We start from the raw sequence: 19,621 nt of genomic DNA, 5'->3' as shown, positions 1-19,621 counted from the left end.
CGTCGGGGTGAATGTCGGGGTGAATGTCGGGGCGAATGTCGGGGTGAGTTCTGCGAGGTGAAAGCTGTGCGAATCCCTCGGAGGTCCCATCGTCTTCGGGCGAGGGGGCGTGCGGTGGGTCCACGCTCCTCGATCGTCGTGCGATATCGTCGTGCGATCTTGTGACCTCTCCTCCCCAGGGGAGGGTTATCCACAATTGCGGACTGCTGACCAGTAGTATTGCTCCAGCCCTTCCCCATGGCGAACAGACCTGCGAAAATACTGTCATGTCATTCGATTCGCAGGGAGCGCCCGCCGAGCGCCCGGAGCCCGACGAGGCGACCCGTCGGTCCGGCGCCGCGCCGCGCCCCGTGCGACTCTCCGCGGGCGTCGAGGAGCTCGTGGTCGACGACATCGACATCCGGGAGGCGAAGGATGCGCTCGCACGGCTCGGAGCCCAGGGCTCGCCCGATCTCGAGCGGCTCTCCTCGGAGGGGACGATCACCCTGCTCGCCGAGCTGCGGGAGCTCGCTGGCGCGATGGCCGCGATCGAGGCGCGCGCCCTGGTCCGCCTCGAGGCCGCGATCATGGATGACAGCCTCGAGCGGGGCGAGACGCCCCGCCAGGCGCGGAAGGTCGCCCGTGCCGAGGCCTCCTTCGCGCTGAAGAGGTCCACCTCCGCCGCGGGACAGTGCATGGCCTCCTGCCGGCGGCTGGTGGCCTCGATGCCGGGCATGCTCGCTGCTCTCGCCCACGGCCGGGCCGTCCCGGCCGCCGGCCATCAGGTGGGCAGGGCGATGAGCCCCGCCACGCCGGAGCAGCGTCGACAGGTCGACCAGATCCTCACCACGCACCTGGCGCACCTCGAGGACTGCTCCCCCGGGGAGTGGGCCGATGAGGCGGCACGGGTGCTGCATGCGCTCGATCCCGAGGGCGCGGCGGCGCGGCATCGCGAAGCACGTCGCGAGCGCGGCGTCACCGTGCGGCGAGGACGCCATGGGATGGCGACCCTGACGGCCCACCTCCCCGGGCTCGACGCCGCCCGGATCCGCAAGACCCTCTCGGTCACCGCGGAGCGGACGCGGGCCGGCGGCGATCGCCGCGGTCACCAGCAGATCATGGCGGATCTCCTCGTCGACGTCCTGCTCGACCGCGGCGAGGGCGGCGACCTCGCGACCGTCGACATCGGGGTGATCCTCACCGACCGTTCGCTGCTCGCCCCCGCCCATGCGGACGCCGCCACGGTCGAAGGGCTCGGCGCCGTGCCCTACGAGCACGTCCGCGAGGAGATGCTGCGCGCGATGGAGACCGAGGACCCCGACGTCCTCCTCGCGCTGCGCGCGCTCTACAAGGACCGCGAGGACGGTCAGCTCGTCGCGGCCGAGTCCCGAGCGCGGCGGTTCCCGCGCGGTCTCAGTCACTTCCTCGGCCTCGCCCACCAGACCTGCCGGGCACCGCACTGCGAAGCGGGCATCCGGCAGATCGACCACATCGTCCCCTGGTCGGAGGGTGGGGCGACATCGCTGGACAACGGGAACGGCCTCTGCGCCGGGGACAACCAGAAGGAAGAGGCCGGGGTGCGGGCGCGCGTCGTCACCGACGAGCACGGCGTCCGCCGCACGGTCGAGTGGACCACCCGCTACGGACAGACCGCCCGACGTCGAGGCGTGAACTTCGACCCCGTCGGCACGGCGCAGCGAATGCTGGCGCAGGAGGTCGAGCAGGTCCGCACGGCGGACGGTGCACCGGCCGAACGGTCACCGGGCCAGGACGGTGCTCCGGCGGAACGGCCACCGGGCCAGGACGGTGCTCCGATCCGCCCGATCCGGCCGAGCAGCTCACCGCCGCAGCCCGCCGAGCCGCCGACCATGCTGCGACAGCTGCGTCTGGTCACGTCGTCGACCGCTGAGACCGGGGATCTCGAGGAACCGCCTCGGACCGGCCGGGGCCGCAGACGACACCGCCCGCACCGCATCGACTTCGCGGCCTGACACGGCCCTGCGCGGTCCGCTGCGATCTGGTGCCATCCGGCGCACCCTGTCGCGGCACACTTCCGCCCGACCCGGTCCGCCCCAGCCCGACCCAGCCCACTGCCGTGGCGGCGGATCAGCCCAGGTGATCCTCCAGCGTCGTCAGCAGATGCTCGACGAACTCCTCGGCGCGCACCTCGGTGAGCAGGTCGATGTTCGGCTCCCGACCCCAGCGGCCCAGCTCATCGCCCACGGTCTGTCCGCGGGTGAGGGTCCCGGCGAGCTCGACGTCGACCGCGAGCGGACGGGTCCCCGCGAACCCGCCAGTCACGGCATGTGCAGTGACGAGGGGGTCGTGCACGTGCGCCATCCAGCCGAAGCCGTCGGCCTCGTGGAACTCGAAGTAGAACCGCACCGCGTCCGCCAGGATCCGTGGGACCGGGTGCGGCGATCGTGAGGCGAGGTCCTCGAGCCGCGCGAGGGTCGCCCCGGTGAAGCGCACGGTCTCGGTCGCCTCGAGAGAGCCCAGCACCGGTCGTCGCGGGGCGCCGGTGAACGCGGCGAGCACGCGCTGTGCGGCCTCCGGATCCACGGCGATGTTCCACTCGCTCGTCGGCCCCGTGTTGCCGCGATGATGGATCGCCCCGCCCATCACGTGCAGACGCCGCAGCAGATGCGGCAGCTCCGGCGCGATCTCCAGCGCGAGGGCGAGGTTCGTGTGGGGGCCGAGCACGATGCCGACGAGCTCCCCGGGGCGTGCGCGGGCGAGATCCACCCACAGCTGCGCCCCGGAGCGCGGGTCCTCGGCGCGGTCCGGAGCAGGGAGGACCGCGTGGCCCAGACCCTCCGGCCCGTGGGTGTCGTCGGCGAACATCGGCGGCTCGACGAGCGGCCGGTCCGTCCCGAGGGCGACCGGAGCCTCGAGTCCGAGCAGGCCGGTGAGCGCGAGGTTGTTGCGATGCACGGTCGCCGCCGGCACGTTCCCGCCGCTGGACACGATCCCCGTCACCTCGACGTCGTCGCGGCAGGCGAGATAGGCGAGGGCGAGCGCGTCGTCGATGCCGGTGTCGCAGTCGACCAGGAGGGGGATGCTCATCTGCCCAGCCTACGGGCGATGGCGGGACCCGGCGCGGCGGGGATCGTCCCGGCGGCCGACGGCGGGAGAGCGCCCCGCCCACATGGTCGAGACCGCGCGATTCTCAGCCGAGCGGCGAGAACAGGAGGAATGCGACTGCGGTGATGAGGACCGACCCCACGAGCATCATCCCGCCGAGGAACAGCTGGGGGTGGCCCTCCGAGGAGCGGCGTCTCGCTCTCAACCCCTGACGGATGAACCAGGCCGAGAACACGACATCGATCAGGGCCACGACGAGCAGCAGGTAGAAGGCCATCGAGTCCATGCGGCCATCTCATCACACTCGCACCCCGCACCCTCAGCCCCCTTCTCCTCCCGTCCGGGACGGTGCAGGATTCCGCCATGGCGCATCCGCAGATGTTCGACGACGACGATCCGATGCTCGAGCGCGTCCGCGCGATCGCGCTCGCCCTGCCCGGGGCGAGCGAGAAGATCAGCCATGGCCGGCCCGCCTTCCACACCGTGAAGGTGCACTGCTACTACGGCGGCTCGCGGAAGGTCGACGGTCAGTGGGAGCAGCACTCGCAGGCGGTCCTGCTGCACCTGCCCCCTCGTGAGCGGGCCGCGCTCGCGCAGGAGGCGCGCAGCTTCGTGCCCGCCTATCTCGGGCCCTCCGGCTGGCTGGGCCTGGACCTCGCAGAGGACACGGATCTCGTCGAGCTCGCCGAGCTGATCGAGGAGTCCTACCGCACCGTCGCCCCGGCACGGCTGATCGCGCAGCTCGAGACGCGCGGCAGCTGAGTCGGGGGGGGAAATCAGCGAGGTGGCCGGGGCCGGGCCGGGCGGCCGAGCGCCGCCGCCTAGACTCGGGCCATGACCACCTTCGAGGACTTCGTGCTGCTGGAGCCGCGCGAGGTGCCGCTCGGCGGACCGCGCGGGATGACCGTGCACCGCACCCTCCCCGCTCGGCGCACCTCTCTCATCGGCGCCTGGTGCTTCGCGGACCACTTCGGGCCCGACGACGTCTCCGCGACCGGCGGGATGCGCGTCGCCCGCCACCCCCACACCGGGCTCGCGACCGTGTCCTGGCTGTTCGCGGGCGCGATCACGCACCGCGACTCGATCGGCAGCCACGCTCTCGTGCGTCCCGGGGACGTGGACCTCATGGTCGCAGGCTCCGGCATCACCCATTCGGAGTTCTCCACCCTCGACACCACCGTCCTCCACGGTGTGCAGCTCTGGTACGCGCTGCCCGACCGCGCCCGCTTCCGCGACCGGGAGTTCACCGTCCACACCCCCGAGGAGGTCGCCACCGGGACCGCCCGCGCCCGCGTGGGCCTCGGGACGCTGCACGGCGTGGACGGGGACGGCGACCTCCTCACCAGCCGCAGCCCCGTGGTCACCGACACGGCGCTGGGCATGGCACAGCTGGATCTGCGCGCCGGCAGCACGCTGCGGCTCGACCTCGATCCCGGTCACGAGCACGGCGTGCTCGTGGACCGCGGCACCGCCCACCTCGCGACCACCCGGGACGGCACCGCGCCGAGCACCGACGTCTCCGCGCGAGAGCTCGTGGTGCTGCCCGACGATGTGGACCATCTCGAGATCGCGGCGACGGGGGAGGAGGACCTGCGCCTCATGCTCCTCGGCGGGGAGCCTCTGGGCGAGGACATCGTGATGTGGTGGAACCTCGTCGGTCGCAGCCATGAGGAGATCGTCGACTTCCGTGCCCGCTACCAGGCCGAGATCGGTGTCGAGCTGCCCCTCGAGGACGCTCCGATCGCGGGGATCGCCCGGGAACGCGCGGGACTGGCGGAGGACGCCGAGCAGTTCGGCCCCTTCGCCTCGCACGCCCCCTCCGCGCTGCCCGCCCCGGCCCTGCCCCACGGGCGTCTGCGCTCCCGCGGCCGACGGGGCATGCACGCCTGAGCGAGCACCCCGCGACCGCTCGGCAGGGCTCGCCCGGGACCTGCCCGTGACTATCGACCGCCCTGCTCCCCACAGCCGCCCTGCGCCCCGCCGCCGGGCCGCTCCCCTCCCGGAAGGCTCATGTGACCAGCTTCGACCCTGCACCGCTCCCCGATGTCCCTGCTCCTGATCAGACCGAGCGGGTCATCCTGCGCGCCGCCGAGGAGGAGGGCGGGACCGGATGCCCCTGCGACCTGATCGTCCTCGGCGACTCGACCGGCGCGCTCACCGCCGCCGCCCTCGAGCTCGTCGCGGCACAGTCCGAGGCGAAGGTCTGGTCCTGGGGCACCTCGTGCGCGGCGACCGCCGCTCTCGCCCGGCTGCTTCCCGGCTCGCTCGCCGCGGGGCGGCTCGTGCTGCCGACGGGCGACGACCCCGTCCCGCTCGAGGAGTTCGCCGCCGGCGCCGAGGCGCACCTCGTCCTCGCCCGTCTGCCGAAGTCGCTCGCGGCCCTCGAGGACCTCGCCCGTCGCCTCGCCGTCCTCGCGGCCCGCGGCGGACGGGAGGACCTCACCCTCGTCGCCGGCGGCCGCATCAAGCACATGACCCGTTCGCAGAACGACGTCCTCGCGACCGCCTTCGCCGAGGTGCGCGGCTCCCGCGGGCTGGGCAAGTCCCGCGCCCTGATCGCCTCCGCGCCGCGACCGGAGACCACCATCGCCGAACCGGTGCCCGGCCGCGCGACCGTGACGGTGCGGGGCCAGCGTCGCGAGCTCGTGCTCTGCGGCGTCGGCGGCGTGTTCGGCGGGGCGCGGGCCGACGCCGGCTCGCTCCTGCTGGTGGGCGCGCTCGATGCCGCGCTCCTGAGCGGGGAGATCGTGACCGCGCACGCGGAGGAGTTCGACGCGACGGGGACCGGGCCGGGGGCCGGGGCCGCCTCGGCGGCCGGCCCCGGCACTGCGGTCGACCTCGGCTGCGGCAACGGCCTGCTGACCGCCTATCTCGCCGCAGCCCTGCCGGAGGCCCGGGTGCTCGGCAGCGATGACGACGCCGATGCCGTCGCCGCGACCCGTGCGACCCTCGCCGCCTCCAGGCTGGACCGCGACGGGGTGGAGGTGGCGTGGGACGAGTCCCTCTCGCAGGTCGCAGAGGGGAGCGTCGACCTCGTCGTCCTGAACCCGCCCTTCCACGACGGCACCGTCGTGGACGCGACGCTCGTGCAGGGCCTCCTCGACGCGGCGGTCCGGGTGCTGCGTCCCGGCGGGCAGCTGTGGTTCGTGCACAATTCCCACCTGCGCTACCGGGGCGAGGTCGAGGCCCGCTTCCCGCAGGTGAGGCAGCGCGCCCGCGACCGCCGCTTCACCGTGCTCAGCGCGGTGGCCGGCCGGGGCACCCGTGACGCCGGCGAGAGCGGCGAGGCCGGCAGCGACGGCCACGACGGCGGTGAGGGCAGCAGCGACGACTGAGGACGTCGGGCCGGTCTCAGCTCACGACGCTCGCGACCGGCCCGTGTCAGGTTCTGAGCCGTTTCCGGATCGGAAGCGGCTCAGAACCTGACACGCGGCGTGGCTGCGCGGTGTGGCTGCGCGGCGTGGTTGCGCGGTGTGGCCGGGCGGAGCGAGGCTGCGCGGCGTGGCCGGGCGGAGCGAGGCTGCGCTGGTCAGGCGACCATGCTGCGCAGCACCGAGGTGAACATCGTCAGGCCGTCGGTGCCGGTCCGGGTGCCCGCGCCGGGCTCGTCCGGGCCGAAGCCCGCCTCGACCGCGTGCTCGGGGTGCGGCATGAGCCCCACCACGTTCCCTGCGGCGTTGGTGATGCCCGCGATGTCGTGGCGGGAGCCGTTGGGGTTCTGCTCGAAGCCGGCCGGGCCGTGGGTGGCGCCGGCGGCGTAGCGGAAGACCACGCGGCCCTCGTCCTCGAGCTGGGCGAGGGTGCGCTCGTCGGCCACGTACTGGCCGTCCTGGTTCTTCAGCGGCACCCGGATCACCTGGCCGGCCTCGTAGCCGGTGGTCCAGGCGGTGCGGGTGTTCTCCACGGTCAGCGGCTGGTCGCGGCAGATGAAGGAGCGGTGCGCGTTCTTGATCATCGCGCCCGGCAGCAGGTGCGTCTCGCACAGGATCTGGAAGCCGTTGCAGATGCCGAGCACGGGCATCCCGCCCTTCGCGGCGTCGACGACCTGGTCCATCACCGGCGCGAAGCGGCTGATCGCCCCGGCCCGCAGGTAGTCGCCGTAGGAGAAGCCGCCGGGCAGCACGATCGCCTCGACGTCCCTGAGGTCCGCATAGCCGTGCCACAGGGAGACCGGCTCGGCCCCGGCCAGACGCACGGCGCGCAGCGCGTCCCGGTCGTCGAGCGTGCCGGGGAAGGTCACCACACCGATGCGCATCAGGCGTCCTCGACCTCGATCGAGACGACGTCCTCGATCACCGGGTTCGACAGCAGGGTCTCGGCGGCCTCGCGCAGGGAGGCGAGCACCTCGTCGGTGACCTCGCTGTCGACCTCGAGCTCGAACCGCTTGCCCTGACGCACCGAGGAGATCCCCTCGAAGCCCAGGCGCGGCAGCGCGGCGGCGACTGCCTTGCCCTGCGGGTCGAGGATCTCCGGCTTCGGCATGACGTGGACCACGACACGTGGCATGGGTGCTCTCCTGAGGGGACGACGGGCGCGCGCGGCGGCGGCAGGGGTCATGGCGCCGGGCAGAACCCGACCTTCCCATCGTACCGAGGGGCGGACGGCGGCGGACGGGATGCCCACGGCGTGGCGCCAGTGGCCGCCCCCGTCCTGTCCGGCGCCCTGGCCCGTGCGGCGTGCGGGGACTAGGTTCGAGGGCACGAGACCTCGACCCCCGGGAGGAACCGATGAAGATCCGCCACCTCGTCCACTCATGCCTGCTCGTGGAGGTCGCCGGCCGTCGGCTGCTCGTGGACCCGGGCAGCTTCAGCACCCGGGCCGTGCGCGAGCTCGGCGCCGAGCCCCTCGTCGGCCTCGACGCCGTCCTGATCACCCACCAGCACGCCGACCACGTCGACCCCGGCCTGCTCGCCGAGGTGCTCCGCGCCGCCCCGGACGCCGAGGTGATCGCCGAGCCGGAGACCGCACGGCTCCTTACCGGCACCGCCCCCGACGGCGACGAGGGCGATCGCCCCGTGCTCGAGCGCGATCGGGTGATCCCCCTCGCCGCGGGGGAGTCGCACCTGTTCACCCCCGTCGGCGCGCATCCGCCGCTGCAGGTCCAGGCCGTGGGCGGGCGCCACGCGATCATCCATCCCGACATCCCCCGCGTCGGCAACTGCGGGATCGTCCTGGCCGCCGGGGACGGACCGCGCCTGGGCATCACGGGCGACTCCCTCGAGCCGGTGACGGAGTTCCACGGCATCGACGTGCTCGCCTTCGCCGTCACCGCGCCCTGGTCGAAGATGTCGGAGACGATCGACTTCCTGCGCGCCGTCGGGCCGCGCCTCGCGCTGCCGGTGCACGACGGCGTCGCGAGCGAGCCGGGCCGCGCGATCTACCTGCGACAGTCGACCGCCCTCGCCCCCGAGGGCACCGAGGTGCGGGACTGGCCGGCCGACGGGGTCGTCGAGGTCGGCCGGGGACGAGCCGAGGGGTGAGGGGCCGTGGCGACCGGAGAGAGCATCCCCGAGGACGACGGGACCGGCCGCGGTCGATCCGCGTCGGGCGCTGACGACCGGGTCGCGGCGGGCGCCGGCGGTCGACTCACGGCGAGCGCCGCCGACCGGGTCGCGCTCGCCGTCGCCGCCGTGCCGCGGGCGCGGTTCCTGCCCGCCGAGCTGCAGGAGCTCGCGGAGCAGGACCATCCCCTGCCCATCGGGCTCGGGCAGACCAGCTCCCAGCCCACGACCGTGCGGGACATGCTGACCCTGCTCGACGTGCGTGCGGGGCACCGGGTGCTCGACCTCGGCGCAGGCTCCGGCTGGACCACGGCGCTGCTCGCCCGCCTCGCGGGACCGGGCGGGCGGGTGATCGGCGTGGAGCGCCATGCGCCGCTGCTCGGACCGGCGAGGGAGGCGCTCGCGGAGGCACTTGCGGACGCGGGTGCGGGTGCAGGCGCGTCGGGCGATGCCGCCCATGCCGAGATCCGTCAGGCCAGGCCGGGGGTCCTCGGCATGCCCGAGGACGGCCCCTACGACCGGATCCTCGTCTCCGCCGGGGCAGACCACCTCCCCTCCGCGCTCACCGCGCAGCTCGCCGACGGCGGCGTGATGGTGATCCCGGTGCGGGAGCGGATGCTGCGCGTCGTCCGCCGCGAGGAGGACCTGCAGGTGACCCGCCACGGCGCCTATGTCTTCGTGCCGCTGGTCGAGGACCCGTCCGAGTGAGCATCCCCGGAGCGGACCGGGCGGGACGAACGGCGCCGGAGCAGATAGGGTGCCGGATGTGCACGGGAGTCCGGTGAGCCGGGCTGAGAGGGAGTACTCGAACTCCGACCGTAGAACCTGATCCGGATCATGCCGGCGCAGGGAGCTCCGCCGAGCGATCGTCGCCGCGCGCCCGTGCCCGTTCGAAAGGCATGGACCGTGACCACACCGCCCTCGGCCACCGCATCCGTCGACGTCCCGCGCGTCGACGTGCACACCGACTCGCCCGCCGCCCCGGACGCCGCCCAGGCCGCCGATCCGACCGCCACGCCGCTCGGCTTCGGGGTCGGCGCCCGCGTGACCGCCGCCGTGATGAGCGAGGACTACGCCAGGATCCTCACCGACGCCCTCTCCCGGCTGGACCTCACGGGACTGGTGCGCGAGACCGGCGACGTCTCCACCTATCTCGGCGGCCACGAGACCCATCTGCAGCGCGTCCTGATCGACCTCGCCGAGGCGCTCGCCCGCACCGGGCACCACGCGACCGTGTCCGTGCTGCTCTCCCGCGGCTGCCCCGGCGAGGTCGTGTGCGAGCTGCCCGGCGGCGCCGGCCCCCGCAGCGCCGCGGTGCCCGCACCGCGCCGCACCGGACGCTTCGCGAGCGCCGAGTGGGCGGTGTACCCGCTGGCCGACGAGGTGGCCGTCGACGGCACCGCCCCCGATCACATGCGCGACATCCACGCCGCGATCGACCATGCCCGGCAGCTCGGCACCTTCCGCGGCTCCGAGCACTTCGTCACCCGGCTCGAGGGCGATCTCGGGGACGTGATCGCGACGGCGCTCGGGGGCTGGCTGTTCGTCGGCCGCGGCGTCCAGCACGTCACCAGCCACCTGACGCTCTCGCTGAACAGCCCCTCCCACGAGCTGCGCGAGCGGGCGGGCGCGGACGACGAGGAGGCGATCCGATGACCGCCCCGCACCTCGCCCCGGAGGAGGAGCCCGGCTCCCGCCGACGCACCCCGCTGACCCTGCGCGAGCTGGTGCTGGTGGTGGTGCTCGGGGTGGTGTTCGGGTTCCTGTACTGGGTGTTCGTGCAGGCCTGGAACGCGCTCGCGATCGCCATGGGGCCGGCCGGGGACCTCTCCCAGCACCTCGTGTTCGGGTCCTGGCTGCTGGTCGCCCCGATCGCCATCGCGATCCTGCGCCGGCCCGGCGTGGGCATCCTCGCCGAGATGCTCGCCGGGACCATCGAGGTGGTCTTCCTCGGCAGCCCCGCAGGCCCCCTGCTGATCCTCTCCGCGGCGCTGCAGGGGCTCGGCTCCGAGCTGCCCTTCGCCCTGACCCGCTACCGCCGCTACGGCTGGGGCGTGTTCGCCGCCTCGGGCGCGCTCGGCGCGGGCCTGGTGTTCTTCTGGACCGCGTACCGGATGGGCTGGTACGGACAGGACCTGCTCACGATCCGCCTGGGCATCCAGGTGCTCTCCGGGATCGTGCTGGGCGGACTGCTCGCGAAGGTGATCGTCCGCGCCCTCGAGCGCACCGGCGTGCTCGCCGACTTCGCGATCGGCGCCGCGAGCGGCGGGACCATCCCCGAGCGCCGTGTCCGCTGAGCGGGCCGGAGCCGCGGTGGCGCCGGATGCCGCAGCGGGAAGGATCAGCACGCGTCCCGGCGCCCCGGTGCTCGTGGTCGACCGGCTCGAGGTGGTGCTGCGCTCCGGGGCTGGCGTCGGCCCCTGGAGCGGGACGATCCACGACGGGGAGCAGGTGCTGCTGCTCGGCCCCTCCGGCTCCGGCAAGTCGACCCTGCTGCGCGCACTCGCCGGGGCGATCCCGTCCCACCAGCGTGGCCGGGTCACCGGCTCGGTGCGCCTGGCCGGGGACGTCGACCCGGTCGCCGGCGGGGTGCTCGCCGCCGCGCCCGTGCTCGGCCATCTCGGGCAGGACCCGGTGGACGGGGTGTGCCTCCCGCGGATCGCCGACGACGTCGCCCTCCCGCTCGAGAGCGCCTGCACGCCCCGGGAGCGGATCGGTCCCCGCGTCCACGAGACGCTCACGGCGCTCGGCGTGGGCGGGCTCGCCCACCGCAGCGCCGCGACCCTCTCCGGCGGGCAGCTGCAGCGCGCCTCCCTCGCCGCGGCGATCGCGGCCGGGCCGCGCCTGCTGCTGCTCGACGAGCCGACCGCGATGCTCGACGCCGACGGGGTCGCCGCGGTGCGCCGCGCCGTCGACGTCGCCGTGGAGAGCACCGGCTGCGCGCTGCTGCTGGTCGAGCACCGCCTGGACGACTGGGCGGGGGAGCGCGGGATCGCGGGGCTCCCCGCCCGCACCATCGCGCTGGACCGCTCCGGCCGGGTCCTCGCCGACGGGCCGACGCGCGAGGTGCTCACCGCGCACGGCCCCGCGCTGCGGGAGCAGGGCAGCTGGCTGCCCAGGGAGATCGAGGAGCAGATCGACGGCGGGGCGCAGCTCGAGGGCGGAGCGAGGGCCGACGGATGTGAGCGCTCCGCTCCCGACCCGGCGGCACCCACCGGCCAGGAGCTGCTGCGGCTGCGCGGCGCGAGGCTCGGCCCGCCCGGCCGGGACGTGCTCACCGACGCCGACCTCACCGTCCGTGCCGGGCGCCTGCTCGCCGTCGTCGGCCGCAACGGGGCCGGGAAGTCCACGCTGCTCGGCGCGCTCTCGCGCCTGGACCCGCTGCGGGCCGGAACCCTCGACGGGGCCGGGACGGGCCTCGTGCTCCAGCGCCCCGAGTCCCAGTTCGTCGCCGACACGGTCGCCGGCGAGCTCGGGGCCTCCGGCGCGACCGCCGCCGCGCAGGAGACGATGCTGGGCCGTCTCGACCTCGCGGACCAGGCCTCGCAGAGCCCGTACCGTCTCTCCGGCGGACAGCAGCGCCGCCTCTCCCTCGGCGCGATGCTCCTCGCGGACCGGCCGGTGCTCCTGGCCGACGAGCCCGGCTACGGCCTGGACCGGGCCGCGCAGGGCACCGTCCTGTCCCTGCTGCGGGAGGCCGCCGACGAGGGACGCGGCGTCGTCATGACCACCCACGACCTGCACACCCTCGAGGCGGCGGACGAGGTCGTCGTCATCGCGGACGGGCGCCTCCTGGGTCCCTTCGCGCCGGACGAGCTCCTGGCCGATGCGGCGCTGCTGCGCCGAGCCGGGCTGCGGGCGGCGGACGAGGCAGGGACGGCAGGGCCCGCCCTGCGCGCACCGGAGGAGACCGGCTCGCACGCCACCGATGAGTCCGGCCCGATGCTGGGTCCGCGCACCCCGGCCCCCTCCGCGACGGACCACCCGCTCACAGCGCTGGACCCGCTCCCGCGACCCCGCGCCCCGCTCGCCCGGAGGGATCCGACCGTGCTGCTCGGCCTGCTGACGGCGCTGAGCGTCGTGTGCATCGCCCTGACCGACCCCGTCCCGCTGCTGGCGCTGTACCTGCTGCTGGCGGCCGGGACGATGCTCGGCCTGCGGATCGGCCCGCTGGCCATGGCCCGCGCCCAGGCGCCGTTCGTGCTCTTCGCCGCGGGGGTGTTCATGGTCAACGTGCTCAGCCGGCCCGGTCACGAGCCCTGGCCGGAGCTGCCCGTGCGGGTCACGAGCGAAGGGATCGTGCTGGGCACCGCGCTCGCCCTGCGGGCGCTGACGATCGGGCTCGGGGCCGTGGCCGTGGTCCGGGCCAGCGACCCCGGCCGCACCATGACGAGCCTGCGCCACCACGCCCGCCTCCCGGCCCGGATCGCCCTCGCGCTCCTGGCCGGTCAGCGCCTGCTCGAGGACCTGCCGCGGCGCTGGGAGACGATCACGCGCGCCCATCGTCTGCGCCGGCCCCCGTCGGCCGACGGTTCCCCGGCCCGGCTCGGGCCCCGTGCGATGCTCCGCTGCGCCTTCGCGCTGCTCGTCGACGCGATCCGCTCCTCGGCCCGGATCGCCTTCGCCCTGGAGTCCCGGGGCCTGGGCACGGCCGAGCGGACGCAGTGGCGCACCGCGCCGCTGACCCGCGCCGATGCCGCGCTCGTGGCCGCAGTGGTGCTCGCCGTCACCGCGGTGCTGCTGCTCAGCGGATGACGCGGCGGGGGCCGGTCCGGAGGCTGACCGGGCCGGCCCCGGTGACGGTCAGAACGTCGTGCCGGTCAGGCGCTCGTAGGCCTCGACGTAGCGGGCGCGGGTCTGGGCGACGACCTCCGCCGGCAGCTCCGGCGGCGGAGTGTTCGAGCCCTTCGACCAGCCGGAGGCGGGGGAGGTCAGCCAGTCGCGCACGAACTGCTTGTCCAGGCTCGGCTGGACGCGGCCCTCCTCGTAGGTGTCCGCGGACCAGAAGCGGGAGGAGTCAGGGGTGAGCACCTCGTCGCCGAGCATCAGCGTGCCGTCGGTGCGGGAGCGGCCGAACTCGAGCTTCGTGTCCGCCAGCACGATCCCGCGCTCACCGGCGATGGTCCGGGCCCGCTCGTAGATCGCGAGGGTCATCGCCTCGAGGTCGTCGGTCAGCTCGGTGCCCAGCAGGTCCTGGGCCTGTGCGACGGTGATGTTCTCGTCGTGCTCGCCCGGACCGGCCTTCGTCGACGGGGTGAACAGCGCCGGGTCCAGGCGCGAGGCCTCGACCAGCCCGGCGGGCAGCAGGTGCCCGCCCACGGAGCCGCCGGCGCGGTAGTCGGCCAGGCCCGAGCCGGTCAGATAGCCGCGGGCGATGCACTCCAGCGGCACCATGTCCAGGCCGCGGCAGCGCAGGGCCCGCCCGGCCACGGCCCGGGGCACGTCGGTCGAGGAGAGCACATGATGCGGGACGAGATCGGCGAGCTGCTCGAACCAGAACACGCTGATCCCGGTGAGCAGACGGCCCTTGTCGGGGATGCCGGGCTGCAGCGAGTGGTCGTAGGCGCTGATGCGGTCGGTCGCGACGACCAGCACCTCCTGCGCGGCCTGGGGATCCGTTCCCGCGGGGACGTACAGCTCGCGCACCTTGCCGGAGACGACATGGTCCCAGCCCTCCAACTCGGGGGCCTCGGTCAGCGGGGCGGCGGGGGTGCTCATCGGGTGGCCTCCTCGGCGGCGCGGCGGGCGATGTCGGTGCGGTGGTGGCTGCCCTCGAGCGTGATCAGCGCGGTCGCCTCGAGCACACGGGTGCGGGCCTGCTCGAGGTCCGCGCCGCGCGCCACGATCGACAGGACCCGGCCGCCGGCGCTGACCAGCTCCCCGTCGGCCTCGGCGGTGCCGGCGTGGATGACGTGGGCGCCGTGGCTCTCGCACTCTCGGATCCCTGTGATGGGATCGCCCGTGCGGGCCGCGGCGGGATAGCCGGCAGAGGCGACGACGACGGTGACCGCCGCGTCCTCGCTCCAGGAGAGCTGCTCGTCCTCGGCGAGCTCGCCGCGGGCCGCGGCCAGCAGCAGCGGCGCGAAGGGGGAGGTGAGGCGCTCGAGGACCACCTGGGTCTCCGGATCGCCGAAGCGGGCGTTGAACTCCACCACGCGCAGGCCGCGGGAGGTCAGCGCGAGACCGCAGTACAGGACGCCCACGAAGGGGATGCCGCGGTCGGCGAGCTCGGCGATCGTCGGGCGCGCGACCTGCTCGAGCACCTCGTCGACCAGACCCTCCGGCGCCCAGGGGAGCGGGGAGTAGGCGCCCATGCCGCCGGTGTTCGGGCCCTCGTCGTCGTCGAGCGCGCGCTTGAAGTCCTGGGCGGGGGCGAGGGGCACCACGCGGGTGCCGTCGCTGACGCAGAAGAGGGAGACCTCCGGGCCGTCGAGATACTCCTCGAGCACCACCTGCCCGCCGGCGGTCAGCACCGCCTCGGCGTGCACCACGGCGGCGTCCCGGTCCTCGGTGACCACGACGCCCTTTCCGGCGGCGAGGCCGTCGGCCTTGACCACGTAGGGCACATCGCCCAGCGGGTTCACCCGGTCCAGGCCCGCGGCGAGCTCCTCGGCGGCGGTGACCGTGACGGAGGCGGCGGTCGGGACTCCCGCGGCGGCCATGATCTCCTTCGCCCAGGACTTGCTGCCCTCGAGCACCGCGGCGGCGGCCGAGGGGCCGAACACGGTCATCCCCGCCTCGCGCAGACGATCCGCGGCGCCCGCGACGAGCGGGGCCTCCGGGCCGATCACGACGAGAGCGGGGCGCAGCTGCTCGGCCAGGCGCACCTGGCCGTCGAGGTCGCCGACGCTCACGTCGTGGCAGGTGGCGAGCTGAGCGATGCCGGGGTTGCCGGGTGCGGCGTGCAGCTCGGGGGCGGGACGGTCGGCGGCGAGGCGACGGATGATCGCGTGCTCGCGGCCTCCGGAGCCGATGACGAGGATCTTCACGCGCGTCAGCGTACCCAGCGCCGGCCGTGCCCCGACGAGGTGCCCGCAGGCGGAGACGGCGACGGTGCGCGCGGCCGGGACCAGGGATTTCGCAACCTGCATCTCGTCCGGAGCCCGGGGAGGCCGGGACCGGATCGCGGGGAGATCGCGGGAAGGGAGCGCCGCCGTTACGATCGAGCGCATGCCCGCAGAGCTCCCGGACCCCGCACCCGCCGCCGCCCGGCTGCGCCTGGACCTCTCCTACGACGGCACCGACTTCCACGGCTGGGCCGCCCAGCCCGGCCAGCGCACCGTCCAGGGCGAGCTCGAGCAGGCCCTCGCCCGCATCGCGCGCGTGCCCGTGAGGGTCACGGTCGCCGGCCGCACCGACGCCGGCGTCCACGCCCGCGGCCAGGTGTGCCATCTCGACCTGCCCCGCGAGGTGCTCGCCACGATCCCCGGCCGCTCCGACCGCAGTCCCGCCGAGGCGCTCGTCACCCGGCTCGCCGGGGTGCTGCCGGCCGACGTCGTCGTCCACGTCGTCCGCGAGGTGACCGGGGACTTCGACGCCCGCTTCGGGGCGCTCTGGCGCCGCTACCGCTACCGGATCTCCGACGGGCCCGCCGCCCACGACCCGCTGCGCCGGGACGTGCTGCGCCACCGTCGGCCGCTCGACGTCGCCGCGATGGCCCGCGCGAGCGAGCCGCTGCTCGGCGAGCACGACTTCCTCTCCTACTGCCGCCCGCGCGAGGGCGCGACCACGGTGCGGGAGCTGCGCGAGCTGCGCTGGGAGCGGCCCGGTGAGGGCCGGGCCGACGAGGGGCTGATCGTCGCGACCGTCGTCGCCGACGCGTTCTGCCACCACATGGTCCGCTCCCTCGTCGGCGCGCTGCTCGGGGTGGGGGAGGGGCGCCGGCCCGAGAGCTGGCCGGCGGAGGTCCTCGCCGCCCGCACCCGCGAGTCCGCCACCCGCGACGGGGCCGGCGCCGCGCCGATGTGCCCGCCGCAGGGGCTCACCCTCGAGCATGTCGCCTATCCGCCCGACGAGGAGCTCGCCGCCTGGGCCGCTCGCACCCGGACGCTGCGCACGCCGCTCCCGATCGAGGACGAGGTCGACGAGCCCGACGGAGCCGACGCGGACGCGCCGGCGCAGCGGGCGTCTGCCGCCGACGCACCCGTCGCGGACCGTGCCGTCGGGGAGTGACCGCATCGGCGAGCGACAGGTCGGAGATCACATCCGCGAGGCCCCTCCCGCGTTGACGCTCGCTCCGCGCGGCCCGTAAGATGAGCGGTCGTTGTGCCTTGATGTGTGCCCGACTCCGCAGCCGTTCTCTCACGCCCGGCGCGAGAAGGGAATCTCACCCACATCCAGGCCCGCCGTCGCGTCGTCAGCGGAGCGGGCCGGGTGCAGCCACAGGGGCCATGCTTTTACCCGAAGGAAGCGTGCCCACGGTCCATTCGAACCGTGCCCGGACGGCGTCCCGCCGCCCTGGCACCACCACGAGAGAAGAAGGCACGAGTGCGTACGTTCACCCCGAAGCCCGGCGATGTCGAGCGTTCCTGGTACGTCATCGACGCAACGGATGTCGTCCTCGGCCGGCTCGCTTCCCAGGCTGCCCAGCTCCTGCGGGGGAAGCACAAGCCGGTCTTCGCACCCCATGTGGATGCGGGCGACTTCGTCATCATCATCAACGCCGACAAGGTCGCGCTGACCGGCAACAAGCGTGAGGCGAAGCTCGCCTACCGCCACTCCGGCTACCCCGGCGGCCTCCGCGGCATCCCCTACTCCGAGCTGCTCGAGAAGAACCCCGAGCGTGCGGTGGAGAAGGCCATCCGCGGCATGCTCCCCAAGAACAAGCTCGCCGATCAGCAGATCAAGAAGCTCAAGATCTACTCGGGTTCCGAGCACCCGCACGCCGCTCAGCAGCCCGTCCCCTTCACCATCGACCAGGTGGCGCAGTAAGCGGGGGCTCCCGCCACTCCGCCCTGCCGCACGGAAGAACCAAGGAGAACCGTGACTGAGACCACCCCCGAGTCCCTCGAGTCCGTGACCGACGAGTCGGCGCCCTCGAGCTTCACCACCGAGTCGACCGGCGAGGCCGTCGTCGGCACCGGCCAGTCCGCGACCGCGCCGGGCTACGGCACCGGTCGCCGCAAGCGCGCCGTCGCCCGCGTGCGCCTGGTCCCCGGCTCCGGCCAGTGGACCATCAACGGCCGCTCGCTCGAGGACTACTTCCCGAACAAGCTGCACCAGCAGGAGGTCAACGACCCGTTCACGGTCCTCGACCTCCAGGGCCGCTTCGACGTGATCGTGCGCCTCGCAGGCGGCGGCCCGTCCGGTCAGGCCGGTGCCGTGCGCCTCGGCGTGGCCCGCGCGCTGAACCAGATCGACGAGGAGCACAACCGCCCGACCCTCAAGAAGGCCGGGTTCCTCCGCCGCGACGCGCGCATCATCGAGCGCAAGAAGGCCGGCCTCAAGAAGGCCCGCAAGGCGCCGCAGTACTCCAAGCGCTGATCCGGCTGCGATCCGCGCGGAGCACACGCTCCGCCGCGGACGCACCGCGCGCACGATGCCCTCGACCTCCGGGTCGGGGGCATCGTCGCGCTCAGGGGGCGTGCGAAGAGGCGTCGCGGCGCGCGATGCCGCAGCGCACGGCGCCGGCCGCCCGGCGGCGCTCCGGGAGAGGAGTACACTGCCTCGGGTGCCCACCGGGCCCGCGATGCTCCCCACTGCGGTCGAGCGCGCCGGTGGCCCGGACACCTAATGAGAAGGAGGATGCGTGTCGCTCGCGCGCTCGGTGAAGATCTCCCTGGCATTCGTCGGCCTGCTGGTCGGCGCCGGCTTCGCGACCGGTCAGGAGGCGATCCAGTACTTCATCTCCTTCGGGCGGATCGGGATCTGGGGCGCCGTGCTCGCCGGGGTCCTCATGGTCGCCGCCGGGGTGGTGATCCTCCAGCTGGGCAGCTACTTCCTCGCCGAGGAGCACAACATGGTGTTCCGGCACGTCTCCCATCCCGTCGTCTCCCGGGCGCTGGACGTCTCGATCACCCTGACCCTGTTCGCCGTCGGCTTCGTGATGCTCGCCGGTGCCGGCTCGACGCTGAACCAGCAGTTCGGGATCCCCGCCTGGATCGGCGCGGGCGTGATGACGCTGCTGGTGATGGTCACCGGGCTGCTCGACGTCGACAAGGTCTCGAACATCATCTCCGCGGTCACGCCCCTGATCGTCGTCGCAGTCGTCGTCGCCTTCGTCCACACCCTCACGACCCTGCCCGGGGACCTCTCCGGCCTCGAGTCGATCGCCACGCTCGCCGACTCCCCGGTGCGGCCGTGGTGGCTGTCTGGCCTGAACTACACCGGCATGGCGCTGCTGCTCGGGGTGTCCATGTGCCTCGTGATCGGCGGGACGGTCCCCGATCCGCGCGAGGCGGGGCTGGGCGGATTCCTGGGCGGGCTGCTGTTCTCCGTGCTGCTGCTGATGAACTGCGTGACCCTGTACCTCTCGAGCGCGCAGACCGAGGGTGCCGAGGTGCCGATGCTGAGGATCTTCGAGTCGATCCACCCCGTCGCCGCGCTGCTCATGGTGATCGTCGTGTTCCTGATGATCTACAACACCGCGATCGGGATGTTCTACGCCCTCGGGCGACGCCTCACCGCGAGCCGGCCGCAGCACTACCGGCCCGTGTTCCTGCTCGCGTGCCTCCTCGGCTACGCGGTGAGCTTCGCCGGCTTCGGCAACCTCATGAGCTACGCCTACCCGGCGATCGGCTACGTCGGCATGGCCATGATCCTCATCGTGTGCACCTGGTGGCTGAAGGAGCGCGGCACCATCGTGGAGGAGACCGGTCGACGCTTCCGCATGCGCGCCCTGCTCACGCTGCGCACCGATCCCGAGCGGCGCTTCTCCCGCCGGCACGCGGCGATGCTGCAGGACGTCGCCGGGGAGTCCAACGTCGAGCCGGAGACGATCACCGGCGCGATCGAGCTCGAGGTCGAGCGGATGCTCGAGACCGAGCCCCAGCACGAGGACGAGCCGCTGACGCGCTGATCCCGGCGCGAGAGCGGGACAGGGCGATGGTCAGCAGATG

19 protein-coding genes and 1 riboswitch are annotated in these 19,621 nt (G+C 73.9%); of the genes, 13 read left to right on the top strand and 6 right to left on the bottom strand.

What is annotated here, in order from left to right; genetic code table 11:
- Positions 1-266 precede the first annotated feature (266 nt).
- The gene (locus D1648_RS13075; RefSeq protein ID WP_122942552.1) at positions 267-1,970 is read left to right on the top strand and encodes an HNH endonuclease signature motif containing protein; all 1,704 of its coding nucleotides are present in this window, start codon (positions 267-269) and stop codon (positions 1,968-1,970) included.
- Between the two features lie 115 nt (positions 1,971-2,085).
- Here D1648_RS13075 and D1648_RS13070 read toward each other — a convergent pair whose 3' ends face one another.
- Both D1648_RS13070 and D1648_RS13065 read right to left on the bottom strand, forming a co-directional pair.
- Positions 2,086-3,045, bottom strand: a complete 960-nt coding sequence (locus D1648_RS13070) for a nucleoside hydrolase (protein ID WP_122942550.1) — start codon at positions 3,043-3,045, stop codon at positions 2,086-2,088.
- Between the two features lie 103 nt (positions 3,046-3,148).
- Entirely contained in the window at positions 3,149-3,349 is a 201-nt protein-coding gene (locus D1648_RS13065; protein ID WP_122942548.1) for a hypothetical protein, read from the bottom strand.
- A 77-nt stretch (positions 3,350-3,426) separates the two neighbouring features.
- Here D1648_RS13065 and D1648_RS13060 point away from each other — a divergent pair, with 77 nt between their 5' ends.
- The 3 genes from D1648_RS13060 to D1648_RS13050 all read left to right on the top strand — a co-directional run bounded on the left by D1648_RS13060 (position 3,427) and on the right by D1648_RS13050 (position 6,398).
- Positions 3,427-3,825, top strand: a complete 399-nt coding sequence (locus D1648_RS13060; RefSeq protein ID WP_122942546.1) for an MmcQ/YjbR family DNA-binding protein — start codon at positions 3,427-3,429, stop codon at positions 3,823-3,825.
- Between the two features lie 72 nt (positions 3,826-3,897).
- Positions 3,898-4,953 carry a pirin family protein gene (locus D1648_RS13055; RefSeq protein WP_122942544.1) on the top strand — a complete coding sequence of 352 codons (1,056 nt, stop codon included), beginning with the start codon at positions 3,898-3,900 and terminating at the stop codon, positions 4,951-4,953.
- Between the two features lie 122 nt (positions 4,954-5,075).
- Positions 5,076-6,398 (top strand): class I SAM-dependent methyltransferase, encoded by a 1,323-nt coding sequence (locus D1648_RS13050; protein ID WP_122942542.1) that lies wholly within the window; start codon positions 5,076-5,078, stop codon positions 6,396-6,398.
- A 194-nt stretch (positions 6,399-6,592) separates the two neighbouring features.
- Here the strand turns inward: D1648_RS13050 and purQ are convergent, their stop codons facing one another.
- Both purQ and purS read right to left on the bottom strand, forming a co-directional pair.
- The gene (gene purQ, locus D1648_RS13045; protein WP_122942540.1) at positions 6,593-7,318 is read right to left on the bottom strand and encodes a phosphoribosylformylglycinamidine synthase subunit PurQ; all 726 of its coding nucleotides are present in this window, start codon (positions 7,316-7,318) and stop codon (positions 6,593-6,595) included.
- On the bottom strand, positions 7,318-7,569 hold the full coding sequence (gene purS, locus D1648_RS13040; protein ID WP_122942538.1) for a phosphoribosylformylglycinamidine synthase subunit PurS: 252 nt from the start codon (positions 7,567-7,569) through the stop codon (positions 7,318-7,320). Before purS ends, purQ begins: the two co-directional genes overlap by 1 nt.
- Before the next feature lie 221 nt (positions 7,570-7,790).
- On the opposite strand from purS, the gene D1648_RS13035 reads away from it, so the two are divergent.
- The 5 genes from D1648_RS13035 to D1648_RS13015 all read left to right on the top strand — a co-directional run bounded on the left by D1648_RS13035 (position 7,791) and on the right by D1648_RS13015 (position 13,319).
- Positions 7,791-8,543: an MBL fold metallo-hydrolase gene (locus tag D1648_RS13035; protein WP_122942536.1), complete on the top strand. Its 753-nt coding sequence runs from the start codon at positions 7,791-7,793 to the stop codon at positions 8,541-8,543.
- Positions 8,544-8,549: 6 nt separating this feature from the next.
- Complete coding sequence (locus D1648_RS13030; protein WP_255414293.1) at positions 8,550-9,272, top strand: protein-L-isoaspartate O-methyltransferase; 723 nt, start codon at positions 8,550-8,552, stop codon at positions 9,270-9,272.
- Positions 9,273-9,324: 52 nt separating this feature from the next.
- Positions 9,325-9,433: riboswitch (TPP riboswitch) on the top strand.
- Between the two features lie 37 nt (positions 9,434-9,470).
- Complete coding sequence (locus D1648_RS13025; protein ID WP_241155494.1) at positions 9,471-10,220, top strand: Ykof family thiamine-binding protein; 750 nt, start codon at positions 9,471-9,473, stop codon at positions 10,218-10,220.
- A complete protein-coding gene (locus D1648_RS13020; protein WP_122942533.1) occupies positions 10,217-10,861 on the top strand; it encodes an ECF transporter S component in 645 nt (214 codons plus the stop codon). Before D1648_RS13025 ends, D1648_RS13020 begins: the two co-directional genes overlap by 4 nt.
- Positions 10,851-13,319 carry an ATP-binding cassette domain-containing protein gene (locus D1648_RS13015; RefSeq protein ID WP_122942531.1) on the top strand — a complete coding sequence of 823 codons (2,469 nt, stop codon included), beginning with the start codon at positions 10,851-10,853 and terminating at the stop codon, positions 13,317-13,319. The genes D1648_RS13020 and D1648_RS13015 overlap by 11 nt, the downstream gene beginning before the upstream one ends.
- 48 nt (positions 13,320-13,367) lie before the next feature.
- Here D1648_RS13015 and D1648_RS13010 read toward each other — a convergent pair whose 3' ends face one another.
- On the bottom strand, positions 13,368-14,282 hold the full coding sequence (locus D1648_RS13010; protein WP_122942528.1) for a phosphoribosylaminoimidazolesuccinocarboxamide synthase: 915 nt from the start codon (positions 14,280-14,282) through the stop codon (positions 13,368-13,370).
- Positions 14,279-15,553 carry a phosphoribosylamine--glycine ligase gene (purD, locus tag D1648_RS13005; RefSeq protein ID WP_122943315.1) on the bottom strand — a complete coding sequence of 425 codons (1,275 nt, stop codon included), beginning with the start codon at positions 15,551-15,553 and terminating at the stop codon, positions 14,279-14,281. Before purD ends, D1648_RS13010 begins: the two co-directional genes overlap by 4 nt.
- Before the next feature lie 181 nt (positions 15,554-15,734).
- On the opposite strand from purD, the gene truA reads away from it, so the two are divergent.
- From truA to D1648_RS12985, 4 genes are all read left to right on the top strand, one after another.
- Positions 15,735-16,736 (top strand): tRNA pseudouridine(38-40) synthase TruA, encoded by a 1,002-nt coding sequence (gene truA, locus D1648_RS13000; RefSeq protein WP_241155493.1) that lies wholly within the window; start codon positions 15,735-15,737, stop codon positions 16,734-16,736.
- 315 nt (positions 16,737-17,051) lie between these two features.
- The gene (gene rplM / locus D1648_RS12995) at positions 17,052-17,495 is read left to right on the top strand and encodes a 50S ribosomal protein L13 (RefSeq protein ID WP_122942526.1); all 444 of its coding nucleotides are present in this window, start codon (positions 17,052-17,054) and stop codon (positions 17,493-17,495) included.
- Positions 17,496-17,546: 51 nt separating this feature from the next.
- A complete protein-coding gene (gene rpsI, locus D1648_RS12990; protein WP_122942524.1) occupies positions 17,547-18,047 on the top strand; it encodes a 30S ribosomal protein S9 in 501 nt (166 codons plus the stop codon).
- Positions 18,048-18,312: 265 nt separating this feature from the next.
- Positions 18,313-19,581: a hypothetical protein gene (locus tag D1648_RS12985; RefSeq protein ID WP_122942522.1), complete on the top strand. Its 1,269-nt coding sequence runs from the start codon at positions 18,313-18,315 to the stop codon at positions 19,579-19,581.
- Positions 19,582-19,621: the final 40 nt, after the last annotated feature.

Origin of the sequence: Brachybacterium sp. EE-P12, from assembly GCF_003711805.1 — a bacterium.
GTDB lineage: Bacteria > Actinomycetota > Actinomycetes > Actinomycetales > Dermabacteraceae > Brachybacterium.
This window is presented reverse-complemented; position numbering and strand designations above follow the sequence as displayed.

Excerpts from the sequence above, each read along its gene's own strand:
- D1648_RS13075 (WP_122942552.1), top strand. The coding sequence starts at position 267 with ATGTCATTCGATTCGCAGGGAGCGCCCGCCGAGCGCCCGGAGCCCGAC.
- D1648_RS13070 (WP_122942550.1), bottom strand. The coding sequence starts at position 3,045 with ATGAGCATCCCCCTCCTGGTCGACTGCGACACCGGCATCGACGACGCG.
- D1648_RS13065 (WP_122942548.1), bottom strand. The coding sequence starts at position 3,349 with ATGGACTCGATGGCCTTCTACCTGCTGCTCGTCGTGGCCCTGATCGAT.
- D1648_RS13060 (WP_122942546.1), top strand. The coding sequence starts at position 3,427 with ATGGCGCATCCGCAGATGTTCGACGACGACGATCCGATGCTCGAGCGC.
- D1648_RS13055 (WP_122942544.1), top strand. The coding sequence starts at position 3,898 with ATGACCACCTTCGAGGACTTCGTGCTGCTGGAGCCGCGCGAGGTGCCG.
- purQ (WP_122942540.1), bottom strand. The coding sequence starts at position 7,318 with ATGCGCATCGGTGTGGTGACCTTCCCCGGCACGCTCGACGACCGGGAC.
- purS (WP_122942538.1), bottom strand. The coding sequence starts at position 7,569 with ATGCCACGTGTCGTGGTCCACGTCATGCCGAAGCCGGAGATCCTCGAC.
- D1648_RS13035 (WP_122942536.1), top strand. The coding sequence starts at position 7,791 with ATGAAGATCCGCCACCTCGTCCACTCATGCCTGCTCGTGGAGGTCGCC.
- D1648_RS13020 (WP_122942533.1), top strand. The coding sequence starts at position 10,217 with ATGACCGCCCCGCACCTCGCCCCGGAGGAGGAGCCCGGCTCCCGCCGA.
- D1648_RS13010 (WP_122942528.1), bottom strand. The coding sequence starts at position 14,282 with ATGAGCACCCCCGCCGCCCCGCTGACCGAGGCCCCCGAGTTGGAGGGC.
- truA (WP_241155493.1), top strand. The coding sequence starts at position 15,735 with ATGCCCGCAGAGCTCCCGGACCCCGCACCCGCCGCCGCCCGGCTGCGC.